The sequence below is a fragment of the Thermus arciformis genome (assembly GCF_900102145.1).
Classification (GTDB): Bacteria; Deinococcota; Deinococci; order Deinococcales; family Thermaceae; genus Thermus; species Thermus arciformis.
The window spans coordinates 72,277-95,559 of sequence record NZ_FNBC01000003.1 but is presented as its reverse complement, the minus strand read 5'-3'; the positions used below and the strand labels follow the sequence as shown (position 1 = coordinate 95,559).

Sequence of the window (23,283 nt, the reverse complement as noted above, 5' to 3'; positions counted from 1 at the left end):
AGCTTTAGGGGATTATGCGCCGCACCCACTACGCCGGAAGCCTAAGAAGGGAACACGCGGGCCAGGAGGTGGTCCTCGAGGGCTGGGTGAACCGCCGCCGCGACCTCGGCGGCCTCATCTTCCTGGACCTCAGGGACCGGGAGGGCCTGGTCCAGCTGGTGGCCCACCCCAATCGCCCCGCCTACGCCGCCGCCGAACGGGTGCGCTCGGAGTGGGTGGTGCGGGCCAAGGGCCTCGTGCGCCTCCGCCCCGAGCCCAACCCCCGCCTCCCCACGGGGGAGGTGGAGGTGGAGCTTTTCTCCCTCGAGGTCCTCGCCGAGGCCAAGACCCCCCCTTTCCCCGTGGATGCGGGCTGGCGGGGGGAGGAGGAGAAGGAGGCGAACGAGGAGCTCCGCCTCAAGTACCGCTACCTGGACCTCCGCCGGAGGAGAATGCAGGAAAACCTCCGCCTGCGCCACCGGGTCATCAAGGCCATCTGGGACTTCCTGGACCGGGAGGGCTTCGTCCAGGTGGAAACCCCCTTTCTCACCAAAAGCACCCCGGAAGGGGCCCGGGACTTCCTGGTGCCCTACCGCCACGAGCCCGGCCTCTTCTACGCCCTGCCCCAGTCCCCCCAGCTCTTCAAGCAGATGCTGATGGTGGCGGGGCTAGACCGCTACTTCCAGATCGCCCGCTGCTTCCGGGACGAGGACCTCCGCGCCGACCGCCAGCCCGACTTCACCCAGCTGGACCTGGAGATGAGCTTCGTGGAGGTGGAAGACGTCCTGGAGCTCAACGAGCGCCTCATGGCCCACGTCTTCCGCGAGGCTTTGGGGGTGGAGCTTCCCCTCCCCTTCCCCAGGCTTTCCTACGGGGAAGCCATGGAGCGCTACGGCTCCGACAAGCCCGACACCCGCTTCGGGCTAGAGCTTGAGGAGGTGGGCCCCCTCTTCCGGGAAAGCGAGTTTGGGGTCTTCCGGGAGGCGGAAAGCGTGAAGGCCCTCGCGGCCCCCAAGGCCCTCTCCCGCAAGGAGGTGGCCGAGCTGGAGGAGCTCGCCAAGCGCCACGGGGCGAAGGGCCTCGCCTGGGCCCGGGTGGAGGAGGGAGGCTTCGCAGGGGGCGTGGCCAAGTTCTTGGAACCCGTGCGGGAAGCCCTCCTCAAGGCCACGGGGGCGGGCCCTGGGGACACCCTCCTCTTCGTGGCGGGGCCGAGGAGGGTGGCGGCCGAGGCGTTGGGCCAGGTGCGGCTCAGGCTGGCGGAGACGCTCGCCCTCAAGCGGGAGGGCTTCCGCTTCCTCTGGGTGGTGGACTTTCCCCTTCTGGAGTGGGACGAGGAGAGGGGGGGGTGGACCTACATGCACCACCCCTTCACGAGCCCCCACCCCGAGGACCTGCCCCTCCTGGAGGAAGACCCCGGGAGGGTGCGGGCCTTGGCCTACGACCTCGTCCTCAACGGGGTGGAGGTGGGCGGGGGGTCCATCCGCATCCACGACCCCAGGCTCCAGGCCCGGGTCTTCCGGCTTCTAGGCATCGGCGAGGAGGAGCAAAGGGAGAAGTTCGGGTTTTTCCTCGAGGCCCTGGAGTACGGGGCCCCGCCCCACGGGGGGATCGCTTGGGGATTGGACCGCCTCCTCGCCCTCATGACGGGAAGCCCCTCCATCCGCGAGGTCATCGCCTTCCCCAAGAACAAGGAGGGCAAAGACCCCCTCACCGGGGCGCCGAGCCCCGTCCCTGAGGAACAGCTTCGGGAACTTGGGCTCCAGGTGATCCGCCATGGCTAGGATTCCGTACCTCCTTGTGGACGCCTTCGCCCCCGCCCCGGGGGCGGGCAACCGGGTGGCCATCGTGCTGGACGCCCGGGGGATGGGCCTGGAGGAGATGCAGGCCATCGCCCGGCGCCTAGGGGAGGCGGAGACCGCCTTCGTCACGGAACGGAAGGAAACGGTCTTCGGGGTGCGCTTCTTCACCCCGCAGGAGGAGGTGGAGTTCTCCGGCCACGCGGCGGTGGCCCTGGGCCTCGCCCTGGTCCGGCTCGGCCTGGCCCCCGAGGGGATCGGGCGGCTCTACCTCCACACCCCCACGGAGGCCCTCCCCGTGGAGATCGTCTACGAAGGGGGGGCCCCGGTGAAGGCCCTGGTGCGGGGGCCCTCCCCCCGCTTCCGCGACCTCCCCCCCTTTGAGGAGCTGAGGGCGGCCCTCGAGGCCTTGGGCACCAACGAGCGCTACCTCCACCGGGGCCTGCCCTACGGCATCGCCTACACCGGGCTTTGGAGCCTCTTCGTGCCCCTCATCGCCCCTGGGGTGGTGGACGCCCTGGAGCCGGAGATGCCCACCCTCCTCCAGGTCTCCCGCAGGCTGGGGGTGGCCACGGTGCACGCCTACGCCCCCATGGGCCCCCGGAGCTTCTACGCCCGGGACTTCGCCCCCCTCCTCGGCATCCCCGAAGACCCGGTGACGGGCTCGGCCAACGCCGCCTTGGGGGCCCTCCTGGCCCGCTCCGGGGTGGTGCCCAAACGGGAGGGCAGGGTGCAGCTCACCATCTACCAGGGCCACCGCCTGGGCAACCCGGGGGTGGTGGAGGTGGTGGTGGAATACAGCCCCACGGGCCAGCCCTACGCCGTGCAGATCGGCGGGGAGGCGGCCATCGTGGCCTCGGGGGAGCTCTAAGGGGCATGCGCCTGGTCTTCGTGGACGTGGACGGCACCCTGGTGGGCAAGGAAGGGGTGCCTCCCTGCGTCTGGCCCAAGGTGGAGTCCCTCCGGAAAAAGGGGGTGCGCTTCGCCCTCGTCACCGGCCGCCCGGGCCGGGGGGAGACCCTGGGGTACGCCCGAAGGCTGGACCCCTGGGGGCTCCACGTCTTTGAGTCCGGGGCCGTGGTCCTCGCCCTCTCCCAAGACCCCCACACCCCCCCGGCCACCCCCCTTAAGGTGGAGGCCCTGCCGGAGGAGGCGGCCAAGGAGGCCATTCGCCTCGCCCGGAGGCTTGCCCTCCCCCTGGAGGGGTACACCGCCGAAGGGGGGTTTTACGTGGAGGGGGATAGCCCCCTCCTTCAGGCCCACCAGGAGCTTCTCGGCCTAAGGGCGGAAGCGGAAGACCTCCTCCGCCTCCCCTCCCCCCTGGTGCGCCTCCAGGTGCTGGCGGGGCCCGAGGCCCCTTTGGGGGCCTTCTTGGAAGGGCTTCCCCGGGAGCTTCAGGCCCACGTGGCGGAAAGCCCCAAGATGCCGGGGGTACGCTTCGTCTCCCTCACCCGGCGGGGCGTGGGCAAGCTCACCGCCGCCCGGTTCGTGGCCGAGGCCTACGGGCTTTCCCTAGAGGAAGCGGCCATGGTAGGGGACGGGGAGAACGACCTGGAGCTCCTCCGGGCCGTGGGGCTGGGCATCGCCATGGGAAACGCCCCCCCCTCGGTGAAGCAAGCGGCCAGGAAGGTGGTGGCCCCCGTGGAGGCCTGCGGCCTGGCCGAGGCCCTGGACCTCTTGGGGTAGACTACCCAGGGTATGCGGGTCTTCATTGAGGACATCGCCCGCCACGTGGGCCAGGAGGTGGAGCTCAGGGGCTGGGTCTACGGGAAGCGCTCCAAGGGCAAGATCCACTTCCTCATCCTCCGGGACGGCACCGGCTTCCTCCAGGCCACGGTGGTCCAGGGGGAGGTGCCGGAAGAGGTCTTCCGGGAAGCGGACCACCTCCCCCAGGAGACCGCCCTAAGGGTGTGGGGCCGGGTGCGGGAGGACAGGAGGGCCCCGGGGGGGTTTGAGCTCGCCGTGCGGGACCTTCAGGTGGTGAGCCGCCCCCAGGGGGAGTACCCCATCGGCCCCAAGGAGCACGGCATAGACTTCCTCATGGACCACCGCCACCTCTGGCTCCGCCACCGCCGCCCCTTCGCCGTGATGCGCATCCGGGACGAGGTGGAAAGGGGCATCCACGAGTTCTTCGGGGAAAGGGGCTTCCTCCGCTTTGACGCCCCCATCCTCACCCCGAGCGCCGTGGAGGGGACCACGGAGCTCTTTGAGGTGGAGCTTTTTGGCGGGGAGAAGGCCTACCTCTCCCAGTCGGGGCAGCTTTACGCCGAGGCCGGGGCCCTGGCCTTCGCCAAGGTCTACACCTTCGGCCCCACCTTCCGGGCGGAGCGCTCCAAGACGCGGCGCCACCTCCTGGAGTTCTGGATGGTGGAGCCCGAGGTGGCCTTCATGACCCACGAGGAGAACATGGCCCTCCAGGAGGAGCTCGTGCGCTTCCTCGTGGCCCGGGTGCTGGAAAGGCGCGCCAAGGAGCTTGAGATGCTCGGGCGGGACCCCAAGGCCCTGGAGCCCGCCGCGGAGGGCCGCTACCCCAGGCTCACCTACAAGGAGGCCGTGGCCCTGGTGAACCGCATCGCCGAAGAGGACCCCGAGGTCCCTCCCCTCCCCTACGGCGAGGACTTCGGGGCCCCCCACGAGGCCGCCCTAAGCCGCCGGTTTGACCGCCCCGTCTTCGTGGAGCGCTACCCCGCCCGCATCAAGGCCTTCTACATGGAGCCGGACCCCTCAGACCCCGAGCTTGTCCTCAACGACGACCTCCTCGCCCCCGAGGGCTACGGGGAGATCATCGGGGGAAGCCAGAGGATCCACAACCTGGAGCTCCTAAGGCGCAAGATCCGGGAGTTCGGCCTTCCCGAGGAGGTCTACGAGTGGTACCTGGACCTCCGCCGCTTCGGGAGCGTCCCCCACTCGGGGTTCGGCCTGGGCCTCGAGCGCACCGTGGCCTGGATCTCGGGCCTCGCCCACGTGCGGGAGGCCATCCCCTTCCCAAGGATGTACACGAGGATGCGCCCCTAAAGGCCGGCAAGCTCCAGGAAGTAGCGGTGAAGCCGGGTGTCGGGGGTAAGCTCGGGGTGGAAGCTGCTGGCGAGAACCTTCCCCTGCCGCACCAAGACGGGGAAGCTGGAAAGCTCGGCCAGCACCTCCACCCCCTCCCCCAGCCGGCGGAAGACCGGGGCGCGGATGAAGACCCCGTGGAAGGGCTCGGAAAAGCCCCGGATGAAGAGGTCCTCTTCAAAGCTCTCCACCTGGCGGCCAAAAGCGTTCCGCTCCACCGCCACGTCCAAGACACCCAGGCGGGGTTGCTCGGGGTAGCCTAGGATCTCCCGGGCAAGCCATATGGCCCCGGCGCAGGTGCCAAAAACCGCCAGGCTCCCCTCCGCCACCCGTTGCCGCACGGCCTCCTCGAGGCCATACTCCCGGGCCAGCTTGCCGATGGTGGTGGACTCCCCCCCAGGCACGATGAGGGCTTTTAGGCCCTCTAAGTGCTCGGGCTTGCGCACCTCCTTGGCCTCCACCCCAAGCCGCCTGAGGGCCTCCTTGTGCTCGCGGAAATCGCCTTGTAGGGCCAAAACGCCAACCACGCCCCTCATCCTGGCCCTAGGCGGTGGGCCTGTCAAGCGCCGTGCGCACCAGGAAGAAGCCCAGGACCCCGGCCACCAAGGAGGCCCCAAGGACCCCCACCTTGGCCTGGTCCAGCATCTCTCCAGAAAAGGCCAAGCCGGCGATAAAGAGGGCCATGGTGAAGCCAATGCCCGCCAGGAAACCCACCCCAAAAAGGCCCCGAAGCCCCACCCCCTCAGGCAGAACGCCTAAGCCCAGGCGCAGGGCCAGCCAAGAAAGGAGAAAGACCCCCAGGGGCTTCCCCAGCAAAAGGCCCAGGGCGATGCCCAGGCTCACCGAACCCATCTGTAGGCCTCCAAGAGCCACCCCCGCGTTGAAGAAGGCGAAGATCGGCAACACCCCATAGGCCACCCAGGGGTGGAGGGTGTGCTCTAGACGGTGCAGGGGGCTTTGGGCCTCCTCCACCGCCTCCTCCAGGGCCTCCAGCTCCCCCTCGAGGGCCTCGGGCTCCTCTGCCTCCGTGGCCCCCTGGAAGGGGTGCGCCCGGCGCAGGGGAATGGCCAGGGCCAGGAGCACCCCGGCCAGGGTGGCATGAAGCCCCGACTTCAGGACGAAGTACCAGAGGGGAAGCCCAAGGAGGAGGTAGGGCCAAAGCCAGCGCACCCCCAGGCGGTTGAGGAGGAAGGCCAGGCCCAGGGTAAGGCCAGCCAGGGCCAGGGGAAGGCCATCGAGGCCCCCCGTGTAGAAGAGGGCGATGACCAGGACCGCCCCCAGGTCGTCCACGATGGCCAAGGCGGTGAGGAACAGCTTGAGACCCAAAGGCACCCGGGGCACCAGAGCCAAAACCCCCAGGGCAAAGGCGATGTCCGTGGCCATGGGCACCCCCCAGCCCCGGGACTCCGGGGGGGAGGGGTTGAGCAGAAGGTAAAAAAGGGCGGGGAAGGCCATCCCCCCCAGGGCAGCGGCCACCGCCAACCCAGCCCGGCGGGGTTCCTTGAGCTCCCCCGCAAGCATCTCCCGCTTAAGCTCCAGCCCCACCAGGAGGAAGAAGAGGGCCATGAGGAGGTCGTTCACCCAAAGGAGGAGGGGCTTTTCCAGGGCAAAGGCCCCCACCTTGAGGCCCACCGGGACCTCCCGCAGGCCAAAGTAGGCCCCCACCAGGGGAGAGTTGGCCAAGAAAAAGGCCAGAAGCGCGGCAAAAAAGAGCAGAAACCCGCCCTTGGCCTCGCTCTCCAAAAACTGCTGCAAAACCCTTGGATAAGGCCTGCGGCGCATGGGCATATCATACCGCCCCCCCGAAAAAACCTGGTGGCAAAAGGTTCAGCCCTTAAGGGAATCGCCAAAAGAACGGGAGGGGGTCCACCCCCTCCCGCCCCCTTGGCCCCAGGCCAGATCGGGCCACCCCCTACACCCGTGCCCAGAGGAGCCTGAGGCTATTCAGGGTCACCAGGAACAGGGCCCCGTTGTCGGCCAAGACGGCGGGCCAAAGCCCCGTAAGCCCCAGGAGGGTGCTCAGGAGGAAAACCCCCTTAAGGCCCACCGCCAGGGCGATGTTTTGCCGCACCACGGCCAGGGTCATGCGGCTTAAGCGGAAGGCTCGAGGCAGGGCGGCCAGTCCCAACAGGCCCACATCCGCCGCCCGCAAGGCCGCCTCCGTCCCCTCCACCACCGCCAGGCCCACGGTGGCCCGGGCCAGGGCGGGGGCGTCGTTCACCCCATCCCCCACCATGGCCACCCCGCCTTCCTGGGCCAACGCCTCCACCGCCCGAAGCTTGTCCAAGGGGGAAAGCCCTGCCCTAATCTCTTCAGGCTTTAGCCCTAGGGCCTTGCCCAGGGCCAAAGCCGCCTCCTCCCGATCCCCCGTGAGGAGGTGAAGCCTTAGGCCCAGGGCGCGCAGCGCCCGTAAGGCCGCCTGGGCCTCTTCCTTAGGCGTGTCTTGGAAGGCAAAAACGGCCAAGGCCCTCGTCCCTTCCACCAGGAGGGAAAGGCTATGGCCTTCTTGGGCCAGCTCCCGCACCACCTCCGCCACCTCCTTGGGGAGGGGCACCGCCTCGGGGCGCACGAGCCCCACCTCCCTCCCCTCCACCCAGGCGAAGGCACCCAAGCCGGGCTCCGTCCGGTGTCCTTCGGCCAAGGGTGCCCCCACCTCCGGCGCGGCCTCCCGCACCGCCCGGGCCAGGGGATGGCCCGACCCCTCGGCCACCGCCTTGGCCAGGGCCAGGGCCTCCTCCTCACCTATCCCAAGGGGCACCACCCGCACCAGCCGGGGCCGGCCGAGGGTTAGGGTACCCGTCTTGTCCAGGGCCAGGTTCCGCACCCGCCCGAGGGCCTCCAGCGCCGCTCCGCTTTTGAAGAGCACCCCTGCCCGGGCACCCCGGGCCACCCCGGCGGCGATGGCCGCGGGCACCGACACCACCAGGGCGCAGGGGCAGGCGATGAGGAGGAGGGCCAAGGCCTTGTAGAGGTGGCCCAGGAAATCCCCCTGAAAAAGGGGAAGCACCAGGGCCACAAAGCCCGCCAAGAGGAGGACGGCGGGGGTGTAGCGGCGGCTGAAGGCGTCCACCACCCGCTCCGCCTGGCTTTTTTTAAGCAAGGCCTCCTCCGCCATGCGCTCCATCTCCGCCAGGAAGCCTGCCTTGGGGTGGCGCTCCACCTGGAGCACCAGGCTGCCCTCGGCCACCAGGCTACCCCCCAGGACCCGGTCCCCCGGGCCCTTGGCCTGGGGCAGAGGCTCCCCGGTGAAGGCGCTTTCCTCCACCAAGGCCTCCCCCTGGAGCACCCGGCCGTCGGCGGGTACCCGCTCCCCGGGGGGTACCCGCACCCGGTCCCCCACCCGAAGGGCCTCGAGGGGCACCTCCTCCACCCCCATCGCCCCCAGGCGGTAGACCCGCCGGGGCAAAAGCTCCCCCAGGGCGAAAAGCGCCCCCCGGGCCTGGGCCACAGCGTAGGCCTCCAACACCTCCCCCACCAGGAACAGGAAGACCACCACCGCCGCCTCCGCCTGGGCGCCGATGGCCAAAGCCCCCAGGGTGGCCACGCTCACCAGGGTCTGGATGCTAAAAGGGTTCTGCCGGAAAGAGCGGAGGGCCCGCCGGAAGAGCGGGAAGACCCCCACCAAGGCCGCCAGGGTGTAGGCCAAGGCCCCCAGCTGGGGCAGGAGCTGGGAGAACCCAAAGGCCCCCAGGAGAAGCCCACCGGAGGCCAAAGCCCAGCGCCAGGGCCCAGGTAACCCCCCTTTCTCCTTCCCTTCCGGACGGAGGCGGTACCCCAGAGCAGAAAGGGCCCGGGCGGCCTCCTCCTCCGCCTGGGGGACCTCCAGTTGGAGGTAGGCCTTGCCGCTTTGGAAGCTCACCTCCGCCTTGACCACCCCAGGGACCCGGTTCAGGGCATCTTCCACCTTCCGGGCGCAATCGGCGCAGTCCATGCCCTCCACCCGGAAAACGCGCACCTTAGGAGCCTCCATGCCCCTAGGGTAGCATCATTTGAGCTAATGGTCAAGTGTTTTCTTCTGCGTGCTCCAAGGCCAGCTCCAACAGGCGGGCCACATGGGCGTCGGCCAGGCGGTAGTAGACCTGCTTCCCCTCCCGGCGGAAGGCCACCAGCCGGGCCTGGCGCAAGCGCCTAAGCTGGTGGCTCACCGCAGAAACGGAAACCCGGGCCAAAAGGGCCAGGTCGCACACGCAAAGCTCCCCCGCCCCTTTCAGGGCTAGGAGGAGGCGCATGCGGGTGGGGTCGGAAAGGGCTTTGAGGAGGAGGGCGGCCTCCTTGACCACCCGCTCCTCGGGCAGGGCGGCGCGGGCCATCTCCACCCGCTCGGGGTGGACCTCGTAGACCCCGCAGACCGCCCGGGCCATGCCCTCACCAGCCCCGCTTGGCAAGCCGCTCCTCCTCCTTGAGCTGGTCCAGGTTGATCCCCACCATGGGCTCGCCCAGGTCCTCGCTCACCTCGGCCAGCACCTCGGGGTCGTTGTAGTGGGTGACCGCCCGCACGATGGCCCGGGCCCGCTTCTTGGGGTCCCCGGACTTGAAGATGCCCGAACCCACGAAGACCCCGTCCATGCCCAGGTGCATCATGAGGGCGGCGTCCGCGGGGGTGGCGATGCCGCCGGCGGCGAAGTTCACCACGGGAAGCCGGCCGTGCTCGTGGACCCACTTCACAAGCTCATAGGGAGCCCCGATCTCCTTGGCGTAGGCCATGAGCTCGTCCTCCCTGAGGGACTGGACATAGCGGATCTCCTTCCACATGGTGCGGGCGTGGCGCACCGCCTCCACCACGTTGCCCGTGCCCGCCTCCCCCTTGGTGCGGATCATGGCCGCCCCCTCGGCGATGCGCCTCAGGGCCTCCCCCAGGTTCCTCGCCCCGCAGACGAAGGGCACCTTGAACTTCCACTTGTCAATGTGGTGCTCCTCGTCGGCGGGGGTCAGCACCTCGGACTCGTCAATGAAGTCCACCCCGATGGCCTCGAGGATCATGGCCTCCACGAAGTGGCCGATCCGCACCTTGGCCATGACGGGGATGGACACCGCCGCCATGATCTCCTTGATGACCTTGGGGTCGGACATGCGGGCCACGCCCCCCTGGGCGCGGATGTCCGCGGGCACCCTTTCCAGGGCCATCACCGCCACCGCCCCCGCTTCCTCGGCGATGGCCGCCTGCTCCGGGGTGGTCACGTCCATGATCACCCCGCCCTTGAACATCTCCGCGAAGCCCGTCTTGATCTGGAAGGTTCCCTTCTCCATCCCGCCCTCCATCCTCCAGCTTACCCCCCGCCCGGTCAAGGCGCCCAAAGCACAAAGCCGGGGGGCCAAGCCCCCGGCGGAAGCGGCCCCGCCTCAGGGCAAGTAGGCCAGGGGGTTGCGGGCCACGCCCCCCACCCGCACCTCAAAGTGCAGGTGGGGCCCCGTGGACCACCCCGTGGAGCCCACGTAGCCGATGACCTGCCCCGCCTCCACCCACGCCCCGGGCCGAACCGCGATGCGGGACATGTGGGCGTAAAGGGTCTCCACCCCGCCCCCGTGGTCCAGGACCACGTGGAAGCCGTAGCCCCATGAGCTCCAGCCCGCCACCTCCACCTGGCCCGCCTTGGCGGCCACGATGGGGGTGCCGTAGGGGGCGGCCAGGTCTATCCCCGTGTGGTAGCGCTGGAAGGCCCCCCGCTGGCCGAAGTAGGTGGTGATGCGGAAGCCGGAGAGGGGCCAGCGCATCCCCCCCTCCTGGTAGCTCACCCGGCGCACCTGGGGACGGGAGGCCTGGGCCTGGCGCCTCTGGACCTGGGCCTGGCGCAGGGCCTCCTGCCGCCTCCTTTCCTCGGCGAGGCGCCTAAGCTCCTCCTGGCGGCGACGTTCGGCCTCGAGGCGGGCCCTTCGCTCCTCCTCCTGCTTGGCGAGAAGCCGCTCGTAGGTAGTCTTGGCCTGGACCCCGGGAAGGAGGACGAGGTCCCCCGGCCTAAGGGCCGTGGGGTCCTTCACCCCGTTGGCCTGGGCCACCCGAAGAGGGGAAAGGCCAAAGCGCTGGGCCAAGGAGACCAGGGTCTCCCCTTCCGGCAGGGACACAAGAAGCCCCTTGGCCCCTTTGGGGATGTAGATCACGCTCCCCGCCACCAGCCGGTCCAGGCTTTCCAGAGAGGGGTTCGCCGAGACGAGGTCCAAGGGGGAAAGGCCAAAGCGCTGGGCCAGGGAGGCCAGGGTGTCCCCCGGGCGCACCCGGTAGGCCTCCACCCCCGGGGGCACGCGGGGCTCCCGCTCCTCGGCCGCCACCAGGGGGATGCGAAGCTCCTGGCCCACCTGGAGGCGGTCGTCCTTAAGGCCACTGGACCACTGGATGTGCCTGGGGTCCACCCCGTAGCGGGCGGCGAGGCCCGCCAGGGTGTCCCCCGGCTTCACTCGGTAGAGCACCCAGCCCTTCTTAGGGGCCCGCCCCACCTCCACCGTGGCCTCGGGGAGGGGAATGGGGCTTAGGATCAGGGGGCTAGCCTGCGCCCACGCCAGGGCCGCCGCAAGGAAACACACCCTTCTGAATGCCCGCAACCATCACCTCCAAAGGGCCCGACCTAAACTCCGGGGGGATTATACCCATCCCCCCGGTCCCGGGGCAAGGGGCTACCGGGCCGCCAAGGAGGCCAGGAACTCCTTGTTGCTCTTGGTGCGGGCCAGGCGGGCGAGGAGCATCTCCATGGCCTCCGCGGGGTCCATGTCCGCCAGGACCTTGCGCAGAAGCCACATCTTGTGCACCACCTCTTCCCCGAGGAGGAGCTCTTCCCGCCGGGTGCCGGACTTCAGGATGTCTATGGCCGGGAAGATGCGCCGCTCCTCCAGGCGGCGGGAGAGGTGGAGCTCCATGTTGCCCGTCCCCTTGAACTCCTCAAAGATCACGTCGTCCATGCGGCTACCCGTCTCCACGAGGGCGGTGGCGAGGATGGTGAGGCTCCCGCCCCCACGGATGTTCCGGGCCGCCCCCAGGAAGCGCTTGGGGAAGTAGAGGGCGGCGGAGTCCAGGCCGCCCGAGAGGGTGCGCCCCGTGGGCGGGGTCACCAGGTTGTTCGCCCGGGCCAGGCGGGTGATGGAGTCCAGGAGGATCATCACGTGCCCCCCCTCCTCCACGATGCGCTTGGCCCTCTCGTGGACGAACTCGGCCACCCGGATGTGGTTCTGGGGCGGCTCGTCAAAGGTGCTGGCGATGACCTCGGCCCCCTGGACGCTTTCCCGGAAGTCCGTGACCTCCTCGGGGCGCTCGTCAATGAGGAGGACGATGACCTTGATGTCGGGCTCGTTCTTGAGGACGGCGTTGGCGATCTTCTTGAGGAGGGTGGTCTTCCCCGCCTTGGGAGGGGCCACGATGAGGCCGCGCTGGCCCCGGCCGATGGGGGCGAGGAGGTCAATGACCCGGGTGGAGAGCTCGTCCGGGGTGGTCTCCAGCTTGATCTGCCGGTCGGGGAACTGGGGGATGAGCTCGTCAAAGCGGGGGCGGTTCTTGGCGGTCTCGGGGTCCAGGTCGTTCACCGCCTCCACCTTGAGGAGGGTCCCGTAGCGCTCGTTCTCCCGGGGGGGCCGCGCCCGGCCCACGATGTAGTCCCCGCTCCTCAGGGCGTACTGGCGGATGAGCCCGGCGGAGACGATGGCCACCCGGGACTCGAGGTTGTAGAGGTTCTCCGTGAGGAACCCGTAGCCGTCGGGGCTGATCTCCAGGTAGCCCTTGACCAGCTGCAGGCCCTCCCCCTGGGTCTGCCGCTCCAGGAGGGCCATGATGAGCTGGTCCTTCTTCATGCGCTTGTAGCCTTCAATGCCGGCTTCCTGGGCCAGGAGGTGCAGCTCGGGCAGGATCTTGGCCGAAAGCTCCTGGTAGGAAAGGGGGGCTTCTTGGACTTCCGTTTTCCGCTTCATGGCTTGACCTTCTCCCAGTCTTCCATGAACCGCTTGAGGCCGAGGTCCGTGAGGGGGTGCTTGAGAAGCTGCTTAAAGACGGCGTGGGGCATGGTGGCGATGTCCGCCCCCAGAAGGGCGGCCTCGGTGACGTGGCGGGGGTGGCGGATGGAGGCGGCGATGACCTTGGCGGGGAGGTCCTGGACCTGGAAAAGCTCCACGATCTCCCTTAGGAGCTCCCCCCCGTCCCAAGAGATGTCGTCCACCCGCCCCAGGAAGGGGCTCACGTAGGCCGCCCCGGCCCGGGCGGCCAAAAGGGCCTGGTTGGCGGAGAAGATCAGGGTCATGTTGACCCGAATGCCCTCCGAGGAAAGGCGCTTGCAGGCCTTGAGGCCCTCCTCGGTGGTGGGGAGCTTGACCACGATATTGGGGTGGATGGCCGCAAGCCGCCTCCCCTCCTCCACCATGGCGGGAGCCTCGAGGGCCGTCACCTCCGCCGAGACCGGCCCCTGGGCCGCCTCGCAGATGGCCCGTAGGTGCTGGGCTAGCCCCTCGGAGGTGAGCCGCTCGCCCCGGGCGGAAAACTCCTTGGCCACCAGGGTGGGGTTGGTGGTCACTCCGGAGAGCACGCCCCAAGCGGCGATCTCCCGTATTTCCTCCAAGTTGGCCGTGTCCAAGTAAAGCTCCATGCTGGGCTCCTTTTAGCGGGAAAGGTGTCGGCTTAGCCTGAGTCTAGCAGACCCCGGGGCGTTGTCAAGGGAGGGGAACGCCTGCTAGCATGGCCTTAGCCGCCAAGGGGGGATTCTACCCCAGGGGGCACAGGTTGTAAAGGCGAGGATGGGGAGAGTACCCCTGTCCAAAAGCCCAAAGCGAGCCGGGGAGGGTGGGAGCCCGGCGGTGCGGACAGGCGGGAAGATCACCCCGGAGCCGCGGGAGGAAAGGGCAAGCCCCGAGTAATGCCCGCCGGGAGGCGCCCGTCATAGCGCCCTAACGAGGGCCTGGGGGCCACCCCAGGAAGCGCGGTGGTACCGCGGAAGCGCAAGCTTTCGTCCGCGCCTTCGGGCGCGGGCGTTTTGCTAGGAGGTGGGAGATGTTCAAGGAGGTCGGCGAGCCCAACTTTCCCAAGCTAGAGGAAGAGGTCTTGGCCTTCTGGAAGCGGGAGAGGATCTTTCAAAAGAGTGTGGAAAACCGCAAAGGGGGTCCCCGTTACGTCGTCTACGAAGGCCCCCCCACGGCCAACGGCCTCCCCCACGTGGGCCACGCCCAGGCCCGGAGCTACAAGGACCTCTTCCCCCGCTACAAGACCATGCGGGGCTACCACGTGCCGAGGCGGGCGGGCTGGGACACCCACGGGCTTCCCGTGGAGCTGGAGGTGGAGAAAAGGCTCGGCCTCAAGAGCAAGCGGGAGATTGAGGCCTACGGCATTGAGCGCTTCAACCAGGCCTGCCGCGAGTCCGTCTTCGCCTACGAGAAGGAGTGGGAGGCCTTCACCGAGCGCCTCGCCTACTGGGTGGACCTGGAAAACGCCTACGCCACCCTCGAGCCCTCCTACATTGAAAGCCTCTGGTGGAGCCTGAAAAACCTCTTTGACCGGGGCCTCCTCTACCGGGACCACAAGGTGGTGCCCTACTGCCCCCGCTGCGGTACGCCCCTTTCCTCCCACGAGCTCGCCCTGGGCTACAAGGAGATCACCGACCCCTCGGTCTACGTGCGCCTGCCCCTGAAAGAGCCAACGAAGCTCGGGCTAGAAAAGGCGAGCCTCCTCATCTGGACCACCACCCCCTGGACCCTGCCCGGGAACGTGGCGGCGGCGGTCCACCCCGAATACACCTACGCCGCCTTCGGCGTGGGGGAGGAGGCCCTCATCCTGGAAGAGGGCCTGGGGCGAAAGCTCCTTGGGGAGGAGACCCCCATCCTCAAGACCTTTCCCGGGAAGGCGCTTGAAGGCCTCGCCTACACTCCCCCCTACCCCCAGGCCCTGGAGAAGGGCTACTTCGTGGTCCTGGCGGACTACGTGAGCCGGGAGGACGGCACGGGCATCGTCCACCAGGCCCCCGCCTTCGGCGCCGAGGACCTGGAGACGGCGAGGGCCTATGGCCTTCCCCTCCTGAAGACCGTGGACGAGGAGGGGAAGGTCCTGGTGGAGCCGTTTAAGGGGCTCTTCTTCCGCGAGGCCAACCGGGCCATCCTCAAGGACCTTAAGGCGCGGGGCCTCCTCTTCAAGGAGGAAAGCTACCTCCACAGCTACCCCCACTGCTGGCGGTGCTCCACCCCCCTCATGTACTACGCCACGGAGACCTGGTTCATCAAAAACACCCTCTTCAAGGAAGAGCTCATCCGCAAGAACCAGGAGATCCACTGGGTGCCCCCCCACATCAAGGAGGGCCGCTACGGAGAGTGGCTGAGGAACCTGGTGGACTGGGCCCTAAGCCGCAACCGTTACTGGGGGACGCCCCTCCCCATCTGGGTCTGCGGGGTGTGCGGCAAGGAGGAGGCCATCGGGAGCTTCCAGGAGCTCAAGGCAAGGGCCACGAAGCCCCTCCCCGAGCCCTTTGACCCCCACCGCCCCTACGTGGACCAGGTGGAGCTCGCCTGTGAATGCGGCGGGACCATGCGCCGCGTCCCCTACGTCATTGACGTCTGGTACGACTCCGGGGCGATGCCCTTCGCCTCCTTGCACTACCCCTTTGAGAACCAAGAGGAGTTCCGGGAGAGCTTCCCCGCGGACTTCATCTCCGAGGGGATTGACCAGACCCGGGGCTGGTTCAACTCCCTCCACCAGCTCGGGGTGATGCTCTTCGGCTCCATCGCCTTCAAGAACGTGATCTGCCACGGGCTCATCCTGGACGAGAAGGGGCAGAAGATGTCCAAGTCCAAGGGGAACGTGGTGGACCCCTGGGACATCCTCCGGGAGTTCGGGGCGGACGCCCTGAGGTGGTACATCTACGTCTCCGCCCCCCCCGAGGCCGACCGACGCTTCGGGCCCAACCTGGTGCGGGAGACGGTGCGGGACTACTTCCTGACGCTCTGGAACGTCTACAGCTTCTTCGTGACCTACGCCAACCTGGACCGCCCCGACCTCAAGAACCCCCCGGCCCCCAAGGAGCGGCCCGAGCTGGACCGCTGGCTCCTTGCGAGGATGCAGGACCTGATCCGGCGGGTCACGGAGGCCCTCGAGGCCTACGACCCCACCACGAGCGCCCGCGCCCTGAGGGACTTCGTGGTGGAGGACCTCTCCCAGTGGTACGTGCGCCGGGGGAGGAGGCGGTACTGGAAGAACGAGGACGCCTTGGACCGGGAGGCGGCCTACGCCACCCTCTACGAGGCTTTGGTCCTGGTGGCCACCCTCTCCGCCCCCTTCACCCCCTTCCTCGCCGAGGTGCTCTGGCAGAACCTGGTGCGGAGCGTCCACGAGGGGGCCAAGGAGAGCGTCCACCTCGCCGACTGGCCGGAGGTGGACCCCGCCCTGGTGGACGAGGAGCTGGTGGCCAAGATGCGGGCGGTGCTCAAGGTGGTGGACCTGGCCCGCTCGGCCCGGGCGAAAAGCGGGGTGAAGACCCGCACCCCCCTCCCCCTCCTCCTCGTCACCGCCCCCACCCCCTTGGAGCGGGAGGGCCTGAGGCACTTCGCCCCGGAGATCGCCGAGGAGCTGAACGTGAAGGAGGTGCGGGTCCTGGAGCCGGGGGAGGAGGTCCTCTCCTACCGGGTCCTCCCCAACCTGAAGCGCCTCGGCCGGAAGTACGGGAAGCTCGTCCCCAAGATCCGGGAGGCCCTGGAGCGGGAGAGGGAGCGGGTGGCCGCCCTGGCGCTTAAAGGCGAGGCCATCCCCTTGGAGGTGGAGGGCGAGGCCCTCACCCTTCTGCCGGAGGAGGTCCTCCTCGAGGCCGAGGCCCCCCAGGGCTACCAGGCCCTGGAGAAGGACGGGTACGTGGCCGCCCTCAAGGTGGAGGTCACGGAGGAGCTCCGCTTGGAAGGCCTCGCCCGCGACCTCCTCCGCCTCCTGCAGCAGGCCCGCAAGGAGATGGGCCTCAAGGTCTCGGACCGGATCCGGGTGGGCTACGAGGCGGAAGGCCCCTACCTCAAGGCCCTAAAGCGCCACGGGGACTGGATCGCCCAGGAGGTGCTGGCGAAGGCCTTTGGGGAAGGGCTTTTCGGAGGGCACGAGGTGCGGGTGGAGGACGAGGAGGGGCGGGCGGTCTTCCACCTGGCCAAGGCGGAATAGCCCCCGGGTTGGCCAAGGGGTGGGGCCATGGGGTATAGTGCCCCCGTGCGGGAACCCCAAGCCCTTCTAGAACCCCTTGGGCTGGACGCCCTCTACGTGACTCGCCCGGAAAACGTCCGCTACCTCTCCGGCTTCCCCCACCCCGAGGACGCCCAGGTCCTCGTCACGGGGGAAGGGGCCTTCCTCCTCACCGACCCCCGCTACCCGGAGGCCGAAAGGGAAAGCCGCATCCCCGCCAAGGTCCTCAAGCGGGAGGAACGGGAGGCCCTTTTGCGGGGGCTTCGCGGCCGGGTGGGCTTTGAGGCCGAGCACCTCCCCTACGCCGCCCTGGAGCGCCTGAGGGAGCTTGCCCCGGCGGAGTGGGTGCCCACCAAGGGGGTGGTGGAAAGGCTCAGGCTCCGGAAGACCCCGGAGGAGGTGGAGAGGATCCGCAAGGCCCAGGCCCTGGCGGAGGAGGCCTTGGCCCACGTCCTCCCCCTCCTCCGGCCCGGGGTGGAGGAGCGGGAGATCGCCTTGGAGATTGAGTTCTTCCTCAAAAAGCGGGGGGCCGAGGGGGTGGCCTTCCCCCCCATCGTGGCCTCGGGGGAGCGGGGGGCCCTGCCCCACGCCCGGGCCTCGGAGAAGCGCCTAAAGGCAGGGGAGCTCGTCACCCTGGACCTCGGGGCGCGGCTTGAGGGGTACCACTCGGACATGACCCGCACCTTCGCCCTAGGCCCGGTGGAAGGGGAGCTGCGAAGGGCCTTCCACGCCGTTTTGGAGGCCCTCGAGGCCGCCCTTTCCGCCCTCGCCCCGGGAAAGGGCGCCAAGGAGGTGGACGCCGTGGCCCGGGAGGTCCTCAAGGGCCACGGCCTGGACCGCCACTTCGTCCACTCCCTGGGCCACGGGGTGGGCCTCGCCGTCCACGAGGGGCCTGGGCTTTCCCCCTACGGGGAAGAGGTCCTGGAGCCCGGCATGGTGGTCACCGTGGAGCCCGGGGTCTACCTGCCGGGGCTTGGCGGGGTGCGGATTGAGGAGCTGGTCCTCCTGACGGAAAGCGGCGTGGAACCCCTCTCCCGCTTTCCTCGAGGCTGGCAGGAGGTCTAGGTGCGCCTTCTCTTCCTCCTCCCCCTCCTCGGCCTCGCCCTGGCCCAGACCTACACCGTGCAAAAGGGCGACACCCTCTTCCGCATCGCCAAGGCCCACGGCCTGAGCGTGAGGGAACTCATGGAGCTGAACGGCCTCACCAAAGAGCGCATCTACCCGGGGCAGGTCCTGAAGGTGGGGAAGGGGGAAGCCCCCTCGAGGCCCGGCCGCTTCCTCCAGGAGGGCCTCGCCGTCTGGTACGGCCCGGGCTTCCACGGCAAGAGGACGGCGAGCGGGGAGGTCTACGACATGCACGCCCTCACCGCCGCCCACCCCTCCTTGCCCTTCGGCACCCGGGTGCGGGTGACCAACCTGAAGAACGGCAAGAGCGTGGTGGTGCGGATCAACGACCGGGGGCCCTTTGGGGGAAGGTACATCATAGACCTCTCCTACGCCGCGGCCAAGGCCATCGGGGCCCTCTCGGCCACCCGGGTGCGGCTTGAGCTGGAGGAGTAGCGTGGTGCGCTACGGCTTTCACCTTTCCATCGCCGGGAAGAAGGGGGTGGCGGGGGCGGTGGAGGAGGCCATGCGCCTGGGCCTTTCCGCCTTCCAGATCTTCGCCAAAAGCCCGAGGAGCTGGAAGACCCGCGCCCTCTCCCCCGGGGAAGTGGAGGCCTTCCGCGCCCTGAGGGAGGCCGCGGGGGAGCTCCCCGGGGTGGTCCACGCCTCCTACCTCGTGAACCTCGGGGCCGAGGGGGAGCTTTGGGAAAAGAGCGTCATGAGCCTCGCGGACGACCTGGAAAAGGCCCGCCTCCTGGGGCTTGAGTACGTGGTGGTCCACCCGGGCTCGGGAAGCCCCGAAAGGGTACGGGAAGGGGCCCTCAAGGCCCTCCGCCTCGCGGGGGTGAAGGAGAGGCCCCGCCTCCTCCTGGAGAACACCGCAGGCGGGGGGGAGAAGGTGGGGGCCCGCTTTGAGGAGCTGGCCTGGCTCATCGCCGACACCCCTTTAGGGGTCTGCCTGGACACCTGCCACGCCTTCGCCGCCGGGTACGACGTGAAGGAAGCCCCAGCCCAGGTCCTTTCCCAGCTGGACCGCGCCGTGGGCCTGGAGAGGGTCCCGGTGGTGCACCTAAACGACTCCGTGGGAGACCTGGGAAGCCGCGTGGACCACCACGCCCACCTCCTCCAGGGAAGGATCGGGGAGGGGCTTAAGGGGGTCCTCCTGGACCCCCGCCTGCGGGGCCGGGTCTTCATCCTGGAAACCCCAAGGAGCCCCGAGGAGGACGCCTGGAACCTCCGGGTCCTCCGGGGCTGGCTAGAGGAGACCGCCCCCCAGGAGTAGGCGCAAGGCGGCCACCCCAAGGACCAAAAGCCCGAGCTTCCAGGCCCTCTCCTCCCCAAAAAGCACCCCCAGACCCGCCCCCAGCAGGGCCAGGGGGATCACCAACCAGTTGAGCCAGCCCAGAAGGGGAAGGAGGGCAGGGAGGAGAAGCAAAAGGGCGAGGACCGAGAAAAGAAGGCTCAAAGAGCGCATGGAGCCATTCTAGCTGAAAAACACCCCGAAGAAGACGCGCCGGGCGAAGGCCAGCACCTCCTGGACGGGCCCACGGAGGAGGGTGAGGAGGAGCAGGAAGGAAAGCCAGGCGTACCCCTCCAGGCGCCAGAGGAAGGGCTGCCAGGAAAGGGGCAGGAGGCTTTGCAGGATCTTGAAGCCGTCCAAGGGGGGGATGGGCAGGAGGTTGAAGACCGCCAAGACCAGGTTGATGGAGCTGGCGAAGAAGAGGGCCAGGGCCAAGACCCCGGTGGCCGTATGGCCCTCCCCCCGGAAGGTCAGGGCCACCCCCAAAGGGTCCAGGGCATAAAGCCCCCGCACCAAGAGGGCAAAGAGCACCGCCAGGGCCAGGTTGAGGAGGATTCCGGCCACGGAGACCACGAAAAGCCCCAGGCGGTAGGGGCGGAAGGCCGCGGGGTTGATGGGCACGGGCTTGGCCCAGCCGAAGCCCAAGAGGAGAAGGAGGGCCGTGCCCAAGGGGTCCAGGTGCCGGAGGGGGTTCAGGGTGAGGCGGCCCAGGCGCTTGGGGGTGGGGTCCCCGAAGCGGAAGGCGGTGTAGGCGTGGCCCCACTCGTGGAGGCCCAGGCTGAGGAGGAGGGCCGCGAAGGCCAGGGCGAAGGCCAGGGGGTCCTGCTGGAGAAGGGCCAGCATCCCGCCCTCACAGGCCCAAGGCCCGGTACAAGGCCTCCAGAAGCCCCGCAAGCCCCTGGACCACGGAGCCCGTCACCCCGGTGTAAGAGAGGACGAGGAAGATGAGGAGGAAGCCCACGGGGCCGTAGGAGGAAAGCTGGTCCAGAAAACGCCGGGCCTCGTACCCCCCCACGGCGTAGAGGGCTTTGGCCCCGTCCAGAGGCGGCACGGGGAAGAGGTAGATGGCCGCGTGGAGGAGCATGAGCCTGTAGGCCGCAAGGAGGCCCTCGCCGAAGGGGTAGGGCAGGAAGCGGGCGAGGAGGCCGAAGAGGAAGGCGGCGGCGAAAAACCCCAAGGGCCCCATAAGGGCCACCAAGGCCCCCTTGGGCCCGGGAAGGCGGGTGGGCACGGGGCGGGGCCAGCCGAAGCCCAAAAGGAGGAGGAGCAATAGCCCAAAAGGCTCCAGGTGCACCCGGAGGTCCAGGGAGAGAAAGCCGTAGCGCCTGGGGGCCATCTCCCCGTAGCGGTCCGCGAGCCAGGCCTGGAAGAGGTTGTGGAGGACGAGGCCCAGGGTGGCCAAGGCGAAGGCCACCAGGAAGACCGGGGGATCATTGAGGAGAGGGAAGAGTCCCATCGCCCACCAGTTTACGGGCCAGGGCCAGCTCCTCCTCAAAGGTGCGCACCTCCCCCCGGGCCCGGGCCTCGGCCACCTTCCTCAGGACCTCCCCCACCTTGGGGCCCGGGGCGAGGCCCAGCTCCAAGAGGTCCCGCCCCCGGAGGACCCGCCGCCTTTCCTTAAGCCAAGCCTCCCGCTCGGGGAAAAGGGCCAAAAAGACGCTCCGCAAGGGCTCCTTGTCCAGGGGCTCCTTGGGCACCTCCTCTCCCCTTTGGGCCCGCAAAAGGAGGGCCAGGTCCTCCTGGAGGCGCTTGGGCAGGGCCAGGGCCTGGGCCCTGGCCAAGGGGTCTTCCTGGGAGAAGAGGAGCAGGAGGAGCCGGGCCTCCACCCTGGCCCGCTCGGGGGCGTCCTCGGGGAGGCGGAGGCGGGCGAAGGGGGTCTTGTCGGGGAGGGAGAGGCCGTAAAGGGGCCCCAAGGCCCCAAGCTCCTCCAAAAGGGCCAGGGCCTCGAGGAAGGTCTCCTCCTCCAGCGTGAGCAAAAGCTCGTCCCGGAGGCGGCTCTTGCTGGCCGTGCGGAGCACCTCGGGCAGGAGGGCGGGGGGGAGGATGCGCAAGGCCTCCTCGGCGAAGCGGAAGGCGAGCCTCGCCGCCAGGCGGGCCCCCCGGACGATGCGGCTCGGGTCCTCCACGAAGGCCAGGGGATGGAGGGGCCTGAGGAGGCGGGCCTCCAGGTCCCTTAACCCCCCGTAGGGGTCCAGAAGCTCCAGGGTGGCCAGGGAGAGGGCCATGGCGTTCACCGTGTAGTCCCGCCTCTCCAGGTCCTTGGCGATGGGGGCCGGGCGCACCTGGGGCAGGGCCCCGGGGTAGGGGTAGACCTCCTCCCGGCTTTCCGCCAGGTCCACGGAAAGGCCGAAGGGGAGGCGCACCCGCCCGGTGCCGAAGGCGTAGTGGAGGGCGTAGCTTCCCCCGAAGCGCTCCACCAGAAACCGGGCCACCTCCGCCACCCGCACCCCCGGCTCCAGCACCAGGTCCAGATCCGGCCCCGCCCGGGCCAAAAGGGCGTCCCGCACCGCCCCCCCCACGAGGTAGACCCCCTGGGGGAAGGCCTCCTTCAGGGCCAGGACCACCTGCCTCGTCCCCTCGGGCAAGGCCTCGAGGACGCGCTCCCCCAAGGCGGGCCTCGGGGCCGGGCGCCTGCGGTAGAGGTCCGTGCGGGTGAAGATGCCGAGAAGCCGCCACCCCTCCCCCGCCCGCTCCCCCACCAGGACCCGGCCCGCCCCCTCCTTGAGCCAGGCCTCGGCCTGGGAAAGGGGGGTGTCCGGGGGCAGGACCACCGCCCGAGCCAGGAACCCTTCCACAGGATGGTCCGCCAGGCCCAGGCGCTTGGCCTTCCTCAGGTCCCGCCGCCGGGCGAGCCCCAAAACCCGGACCCCCTCCCCCTCCAGGGGCACCACCACGGGCATGGCCCCATAGCCCCGCTCCTCCAGCCTGCTGAGGGCCTCCTCCACGGTGGTGGGGGAAAGGGTCTCCACCGGGGAGGTCATGACCTCCTTCAGGGTGGGCTCAGGCTCCAGGAAACGGGGAAGGCTCGCCAGAAGCCTTTGCAGGGCGCTTCCCACCCCCCTCACCCGGGCGAAGGCCGCCCGGGGATGCCCTCCACCCCCCACCTGGGCGAGCCAGCGGGCCACGTCCAGGCGCGCCTTGCTCCGGGCGATGAACAGGGTCTCCCGGCCAAGCCGCAGGACGAGGAGCACCCCATCCGCCTCGTGCAGGTCCAAAAGGGTGTGGGCCAGGGGGGCTAAGGCGGGCACGTACCCTTCCTCCTTGGCCCTGGCCAGGAGGGGGCGGAAGCCCTCCACCTCCACCACCCGGGCGGTCCTCAAGAGCTCCTTGAGGACCCCCCGGGCCTCCTCCCCCAGGCGGGGGCGCACCCAGGTTCGGACCCGGGGGATCTCCGCCCCCATGAGGGCCAGGTGGTGGGCGGCCTCGAGGTCCAAAGGGGTGGTGGAGGGGAAGCTAAAGCCCCCGGTGTCCTCCCAAACCCCGGCGTAGGCCAAGGTGGCCTCCAAAGGGGTCAGGGCGAGGCCCCGCTCCTTGAGGAGGGGCAAAAGGAGGCTCACCGTGGCCCCCACCTCCTGGACCCTCCCCCCCACGGCGGGCACGTCCCCGGGGGCCCTAGGGTGGTGGTCAAACACCCAGAAGGGTACCCGGCCCACCAAGGCCCGGAAGGGGCCGATGCGCTCAGGGCGGGCGTTGTCCACCAGGACCACCTCGGAGACCTTGTCCAGGGGGATCTCCGAGGCGGGAAGGAGGTCCAGGCGGTCTTCCAGGAGGGGGGCGATCTCTTTAAGGGGGCCCTCCAGGCCCCCCACCAGGGCGAGGACGCTCCCCGGGAAAAGCTTTCCGGCCAGGACCATGGAGCCCAGGGCGTCAAAGTCCAGGTTCTCGTGGGCCACCACCACCCGCACGGTTTTTAGCTTACTTGACGGAAGGAAACCCGCTTGCTA

General features: G+C 69.2%; 20 protein-coding genes. 8 read left to right on the top strand and 12 right to left on the bottom strand.

Features of this window, described 5'->3' with window-relative positions:
* Nucleotides 1-14: 14 nt before the first annotated feature.
* Genes aspS through asnS form a run of 4 tightly spaced genes read left to right on the top strand, consistent with a single transcriptional unit; the run spans nucleotide 15 to nucleotide 4,790 of the window.
* Entirely contained in the window at nucleotides 15-1,760 is a 1,746-nt protein-coding gene (aspS, locus tag BLP62_RS02185; RefSeq protein ID WP_093005407.1) for an aspartate--tRNA ligase, read from the top strand.
* Nucleotides 1,753-2,646 carry a PhzF family phenazine biosynthesis protein gene (locus BLP62_RS02180; protein WP_093005405.1) on the top strand — a complete coding sequence of 298 codons (894 nt, stop codon included), beginning with the start codon at nucleotides 1,753-1,755 and terminating at the stop codon, nucleotides 2,644-2,646. Before aspS ends, BLP62_RS02180 begins: the two co-directional genes overlap by 8 nt.
* 5 nt (nucleotides 2,647-2,651) lie before the next feature.
* A complete protein-coding gene (locus tag BLP62_RS02175; RefSeq protein ID WP_093005403.1) occupies nucleotides 2,652-3,461 on the top strand; it encodes an HAD family hydrolase in 810 nt (269 codons plus the stop codon).
* A 12-nt stretch (nucleotides 3,462-3,473) separates the two neighbouring features.
* On the top strand, nucleotides 3,474-4,790 hold the full coding sequence (gene asnS, locus BLP62_RS02170; protein WP_093005401.1) for an asparagine--tRNA ligase: 1,317 nt from the start codon (nucleotides 3,474-3,476) through the stop codon (nucleotides 4,788-4,790).
* Here asnS and pdxT read toward each other — a convergent pair.
* From pdxT to fsa, 8 genes are all read right to left on the bottom strand, one after another.
* A complete protein-coding gene (gene pdxT / locus BLP62_RS02165; RefSeq protein ID WP_093005399.1) occupies nucleotides 4,787-5,365 on the bottom strand; it encodes a pyridoxal 5'-phosphate synthase glutaminase subunit PdxT in 579 nt (192 codons plus the stop codon). The two genes, asnS and pdxT, sit on opposite strands and share 4 nt — an antisense overlap.
* Nucleotides 5,366-5,372: 7 nt before the next feature.
* Complete coding sequence (gene nhaA, locus BLP62_RS02160; protein ID WP_093005464.1) at nucleotides 5,373-6,611, bottom strand: Na+/H+ antiporter NhaA; 1,239 nt, start codon at nucleotides 6,609-6,611, stop codon at nucleotides 5,373-5,375.
* A 130-nt stretch (nucleotides 6,612-6,741) separates the two neighbouring features.
* On the bottom strand, nucleotides 6,742-8,799 hold the full coding sequence (locus BLP62_RS02155) for a heavy metal translocating P-type ATPase (protein ID WP_093005397.1): 2,058 nt from the start codon (nucleotides 8,797-8,799) through the stop codon (nucleotides 6,742-6,744).
* 31 nt (nucleotides 8,800-8,830) lie between these two features.
* Nucleotides 8,831-9,214: an ArsR/SmtB family transcription factor gene (locus BLP62_RS02150; RefSeq protein WP_093005395.1), complete on the bottom strand. Its 384-nt coding sequence runs from the start codon at nucleotides 9,212-9,214 to the stop codon at nucleotides 8,831-8,833.
* Nucleotides 9,195-10,076 (bottom strand): pyridoxal 5'-phosphate synthase lyase subunit PdxS, encoded by an 882-nt coding sequence (gene pdxS, locus BLP62_RS02145; RefSeq protein ID WP_176758121.1) that lies wholly within the window; start codon nucleotides 10,074-10,076, stop codon nucleotides 9,195-9,197. Before pdxS ends, BLP62_RS02150 begins: the two co-directional genes overlap by 20 nt.
* A 93-nt stretch (nucleotides 10,077-10,169) precedes the next feature.
* Nucleotides 10,170-11,345 (bottom strand): peptidoglycan DD-metalloendopeptidase family protein, encoded by a 1,176-nt coding sequence (locus BLP62_RS02140; protein ID WP_176758120.1) that lies wholly within the window; start codon nucleotides 11,343-11,345, stop codon nucleotides 10,170-10,172.
* Between the two features lie 90 nt (nucleotides 11,346-11,435).
* A complete protein-coding gene (gene rho, locus BLP62_RS02135; RefSeq protein WP_093005389.1) occupies nucleotides 11,436-12,716 on the bottom strand; it encodes a transcription termination factor Rho in 1,281 nt (426 codons plus the stop codon).
* Nucleotides 12,713-13,384: a fructose-6-phosphate aldolase gene (fsa, locus tag BLP62_RS02130; RefSeq protein WP_093005387.1), complete on the bottom strand. Its 672-nt coding sequence runs from the start codon at nucleotides 13,382-13,384 to the stop codon at nucleotides 12,713-12,715. Before fsa ends, rho begins: the two co-directional genes overlap by 4 nt.
* A gap of 401 nt (nucleotides 13,385-13,785) precedes the next feature.
* On the opposite strand from fsa, the gene ileS reads away from it, so the two are divergent.
* Genes ileS through nfo form a run of 4 tightly spaced genes read left to right on the top strand, consistent with a single transcriptional unit; the run spans nucleotide 13,786 to nucleotide 19,321 of the window.
* Nucleotides 13,786-16,917 (top strand): isoleucine--tRNA ligase, encoded by a 3,132-nt coding sequence (gene ileS, locus BLP62_RS02125; protein ID WP_093005385.1) that lies wholly within the window; start codon nucleotides 13,786-13,788, stop codon nucleotides 16,915-16,917.
* A 45-nt stretch (nucleotides 16,918-16,962) separates the two neighbouring features.
* Nucleotides 16,963-18,000: a M24 family metallopeptidase gene (locus BLP62_RS02120; protein ID WP_425315108.1), complete on the top strand. Its 1,038-nt coding sequence runs from the start codon at nucleotides 16,963-16,965 to the stop codon at nucleotides 17,998-18,000.
* Nucleotides 18,001-18,495 (top strand): septal ring lytic transglycosylase RlpA family protein, encoded by a 495-nt coding sequence (locus BLP62_RS02115; RefSeq protein ID WP_093005381.1) that lies wholly within the window; start codon nucleotides 18,001-18,003, stop codon nucleotides 18,493-18,495.
* 1 nt (nucleotide 18,496) lies between these two features.
* A complete protein-coding gene (gene nfo / locus BLP62_RS02110; protein ID WP_093005378.1) occupies nucleotides 18,497-19,321 on the top strand; it encodes an endonuclease IV in 825 nt (274 codons plus the stop codon).
* On the opposite strand, the gene BLP62_RS02105 is transcribed toward nfo, so the two are convergent.
* From BLP62_RS02105 to BLP62_RS02090, 4 genes are read right to left on the bottom strand one after another with little or no spacing between them, the layout of a single operon-like run.
* The gene (locus BLP62_RS02105) at nucleotides 19,295-19,513 is read right to left on the bottom strand and encodes a hypothetical protein (RefSeq protein WP_093005376.1); all 219 of its coding nucleotides are present in this window, start codon (nucleotides 19,511-19,513) and stop codon (nucleotides 19,295-19,297) included. The two genes, nfo and BLP62_RS02105, sit on opposite strands and share 27 nt — an antisense overlap.
* Before the next feature lie 9 nt (nucleotides 19,514-19,522).
* Complete coding sequence (locus BLP62_RS02100) at nucleotides 19,523-20,182, bottom strand: site-2 protease family protein (protein ID WP_093005374.1); 660 nt, start codon at nucleotides 20,180-20,182, stop codon at nucleotides 19,523-19,525.
* A gap of 7 nt (nucleotides 20,183-20,189) precedes the next feature.
* On the bottom strand, nucleotides 20,190-20,795 hold the full coding sequence (locus BLP62_RS02095) for a zinc metalloprotease (protein ID WP_093005372.1): 606 nt from the start codon (nucleotides 20,793-20,795) through the stop codon (nucleotides 20,190-20,192).
* Nucleotides 20,770-23,244: a CBS domain-containing protein gene (locus BLP62_RS02090; RefSeq protein ID WP_093005370.1), complete on the bottom strand. Its 2,475-nt coding sequence runs from the start codon at nucleotides 23,242-23,244 to the stop codon at nucleotides 20,770-20,772. Before BLP62_RS02090 ends, BLP62_RS02095 begins: the two co-directional genes overlap by 26 nt.
* Nucleotides 23,245-23,283: the final 39 nt, after the last annotated feature.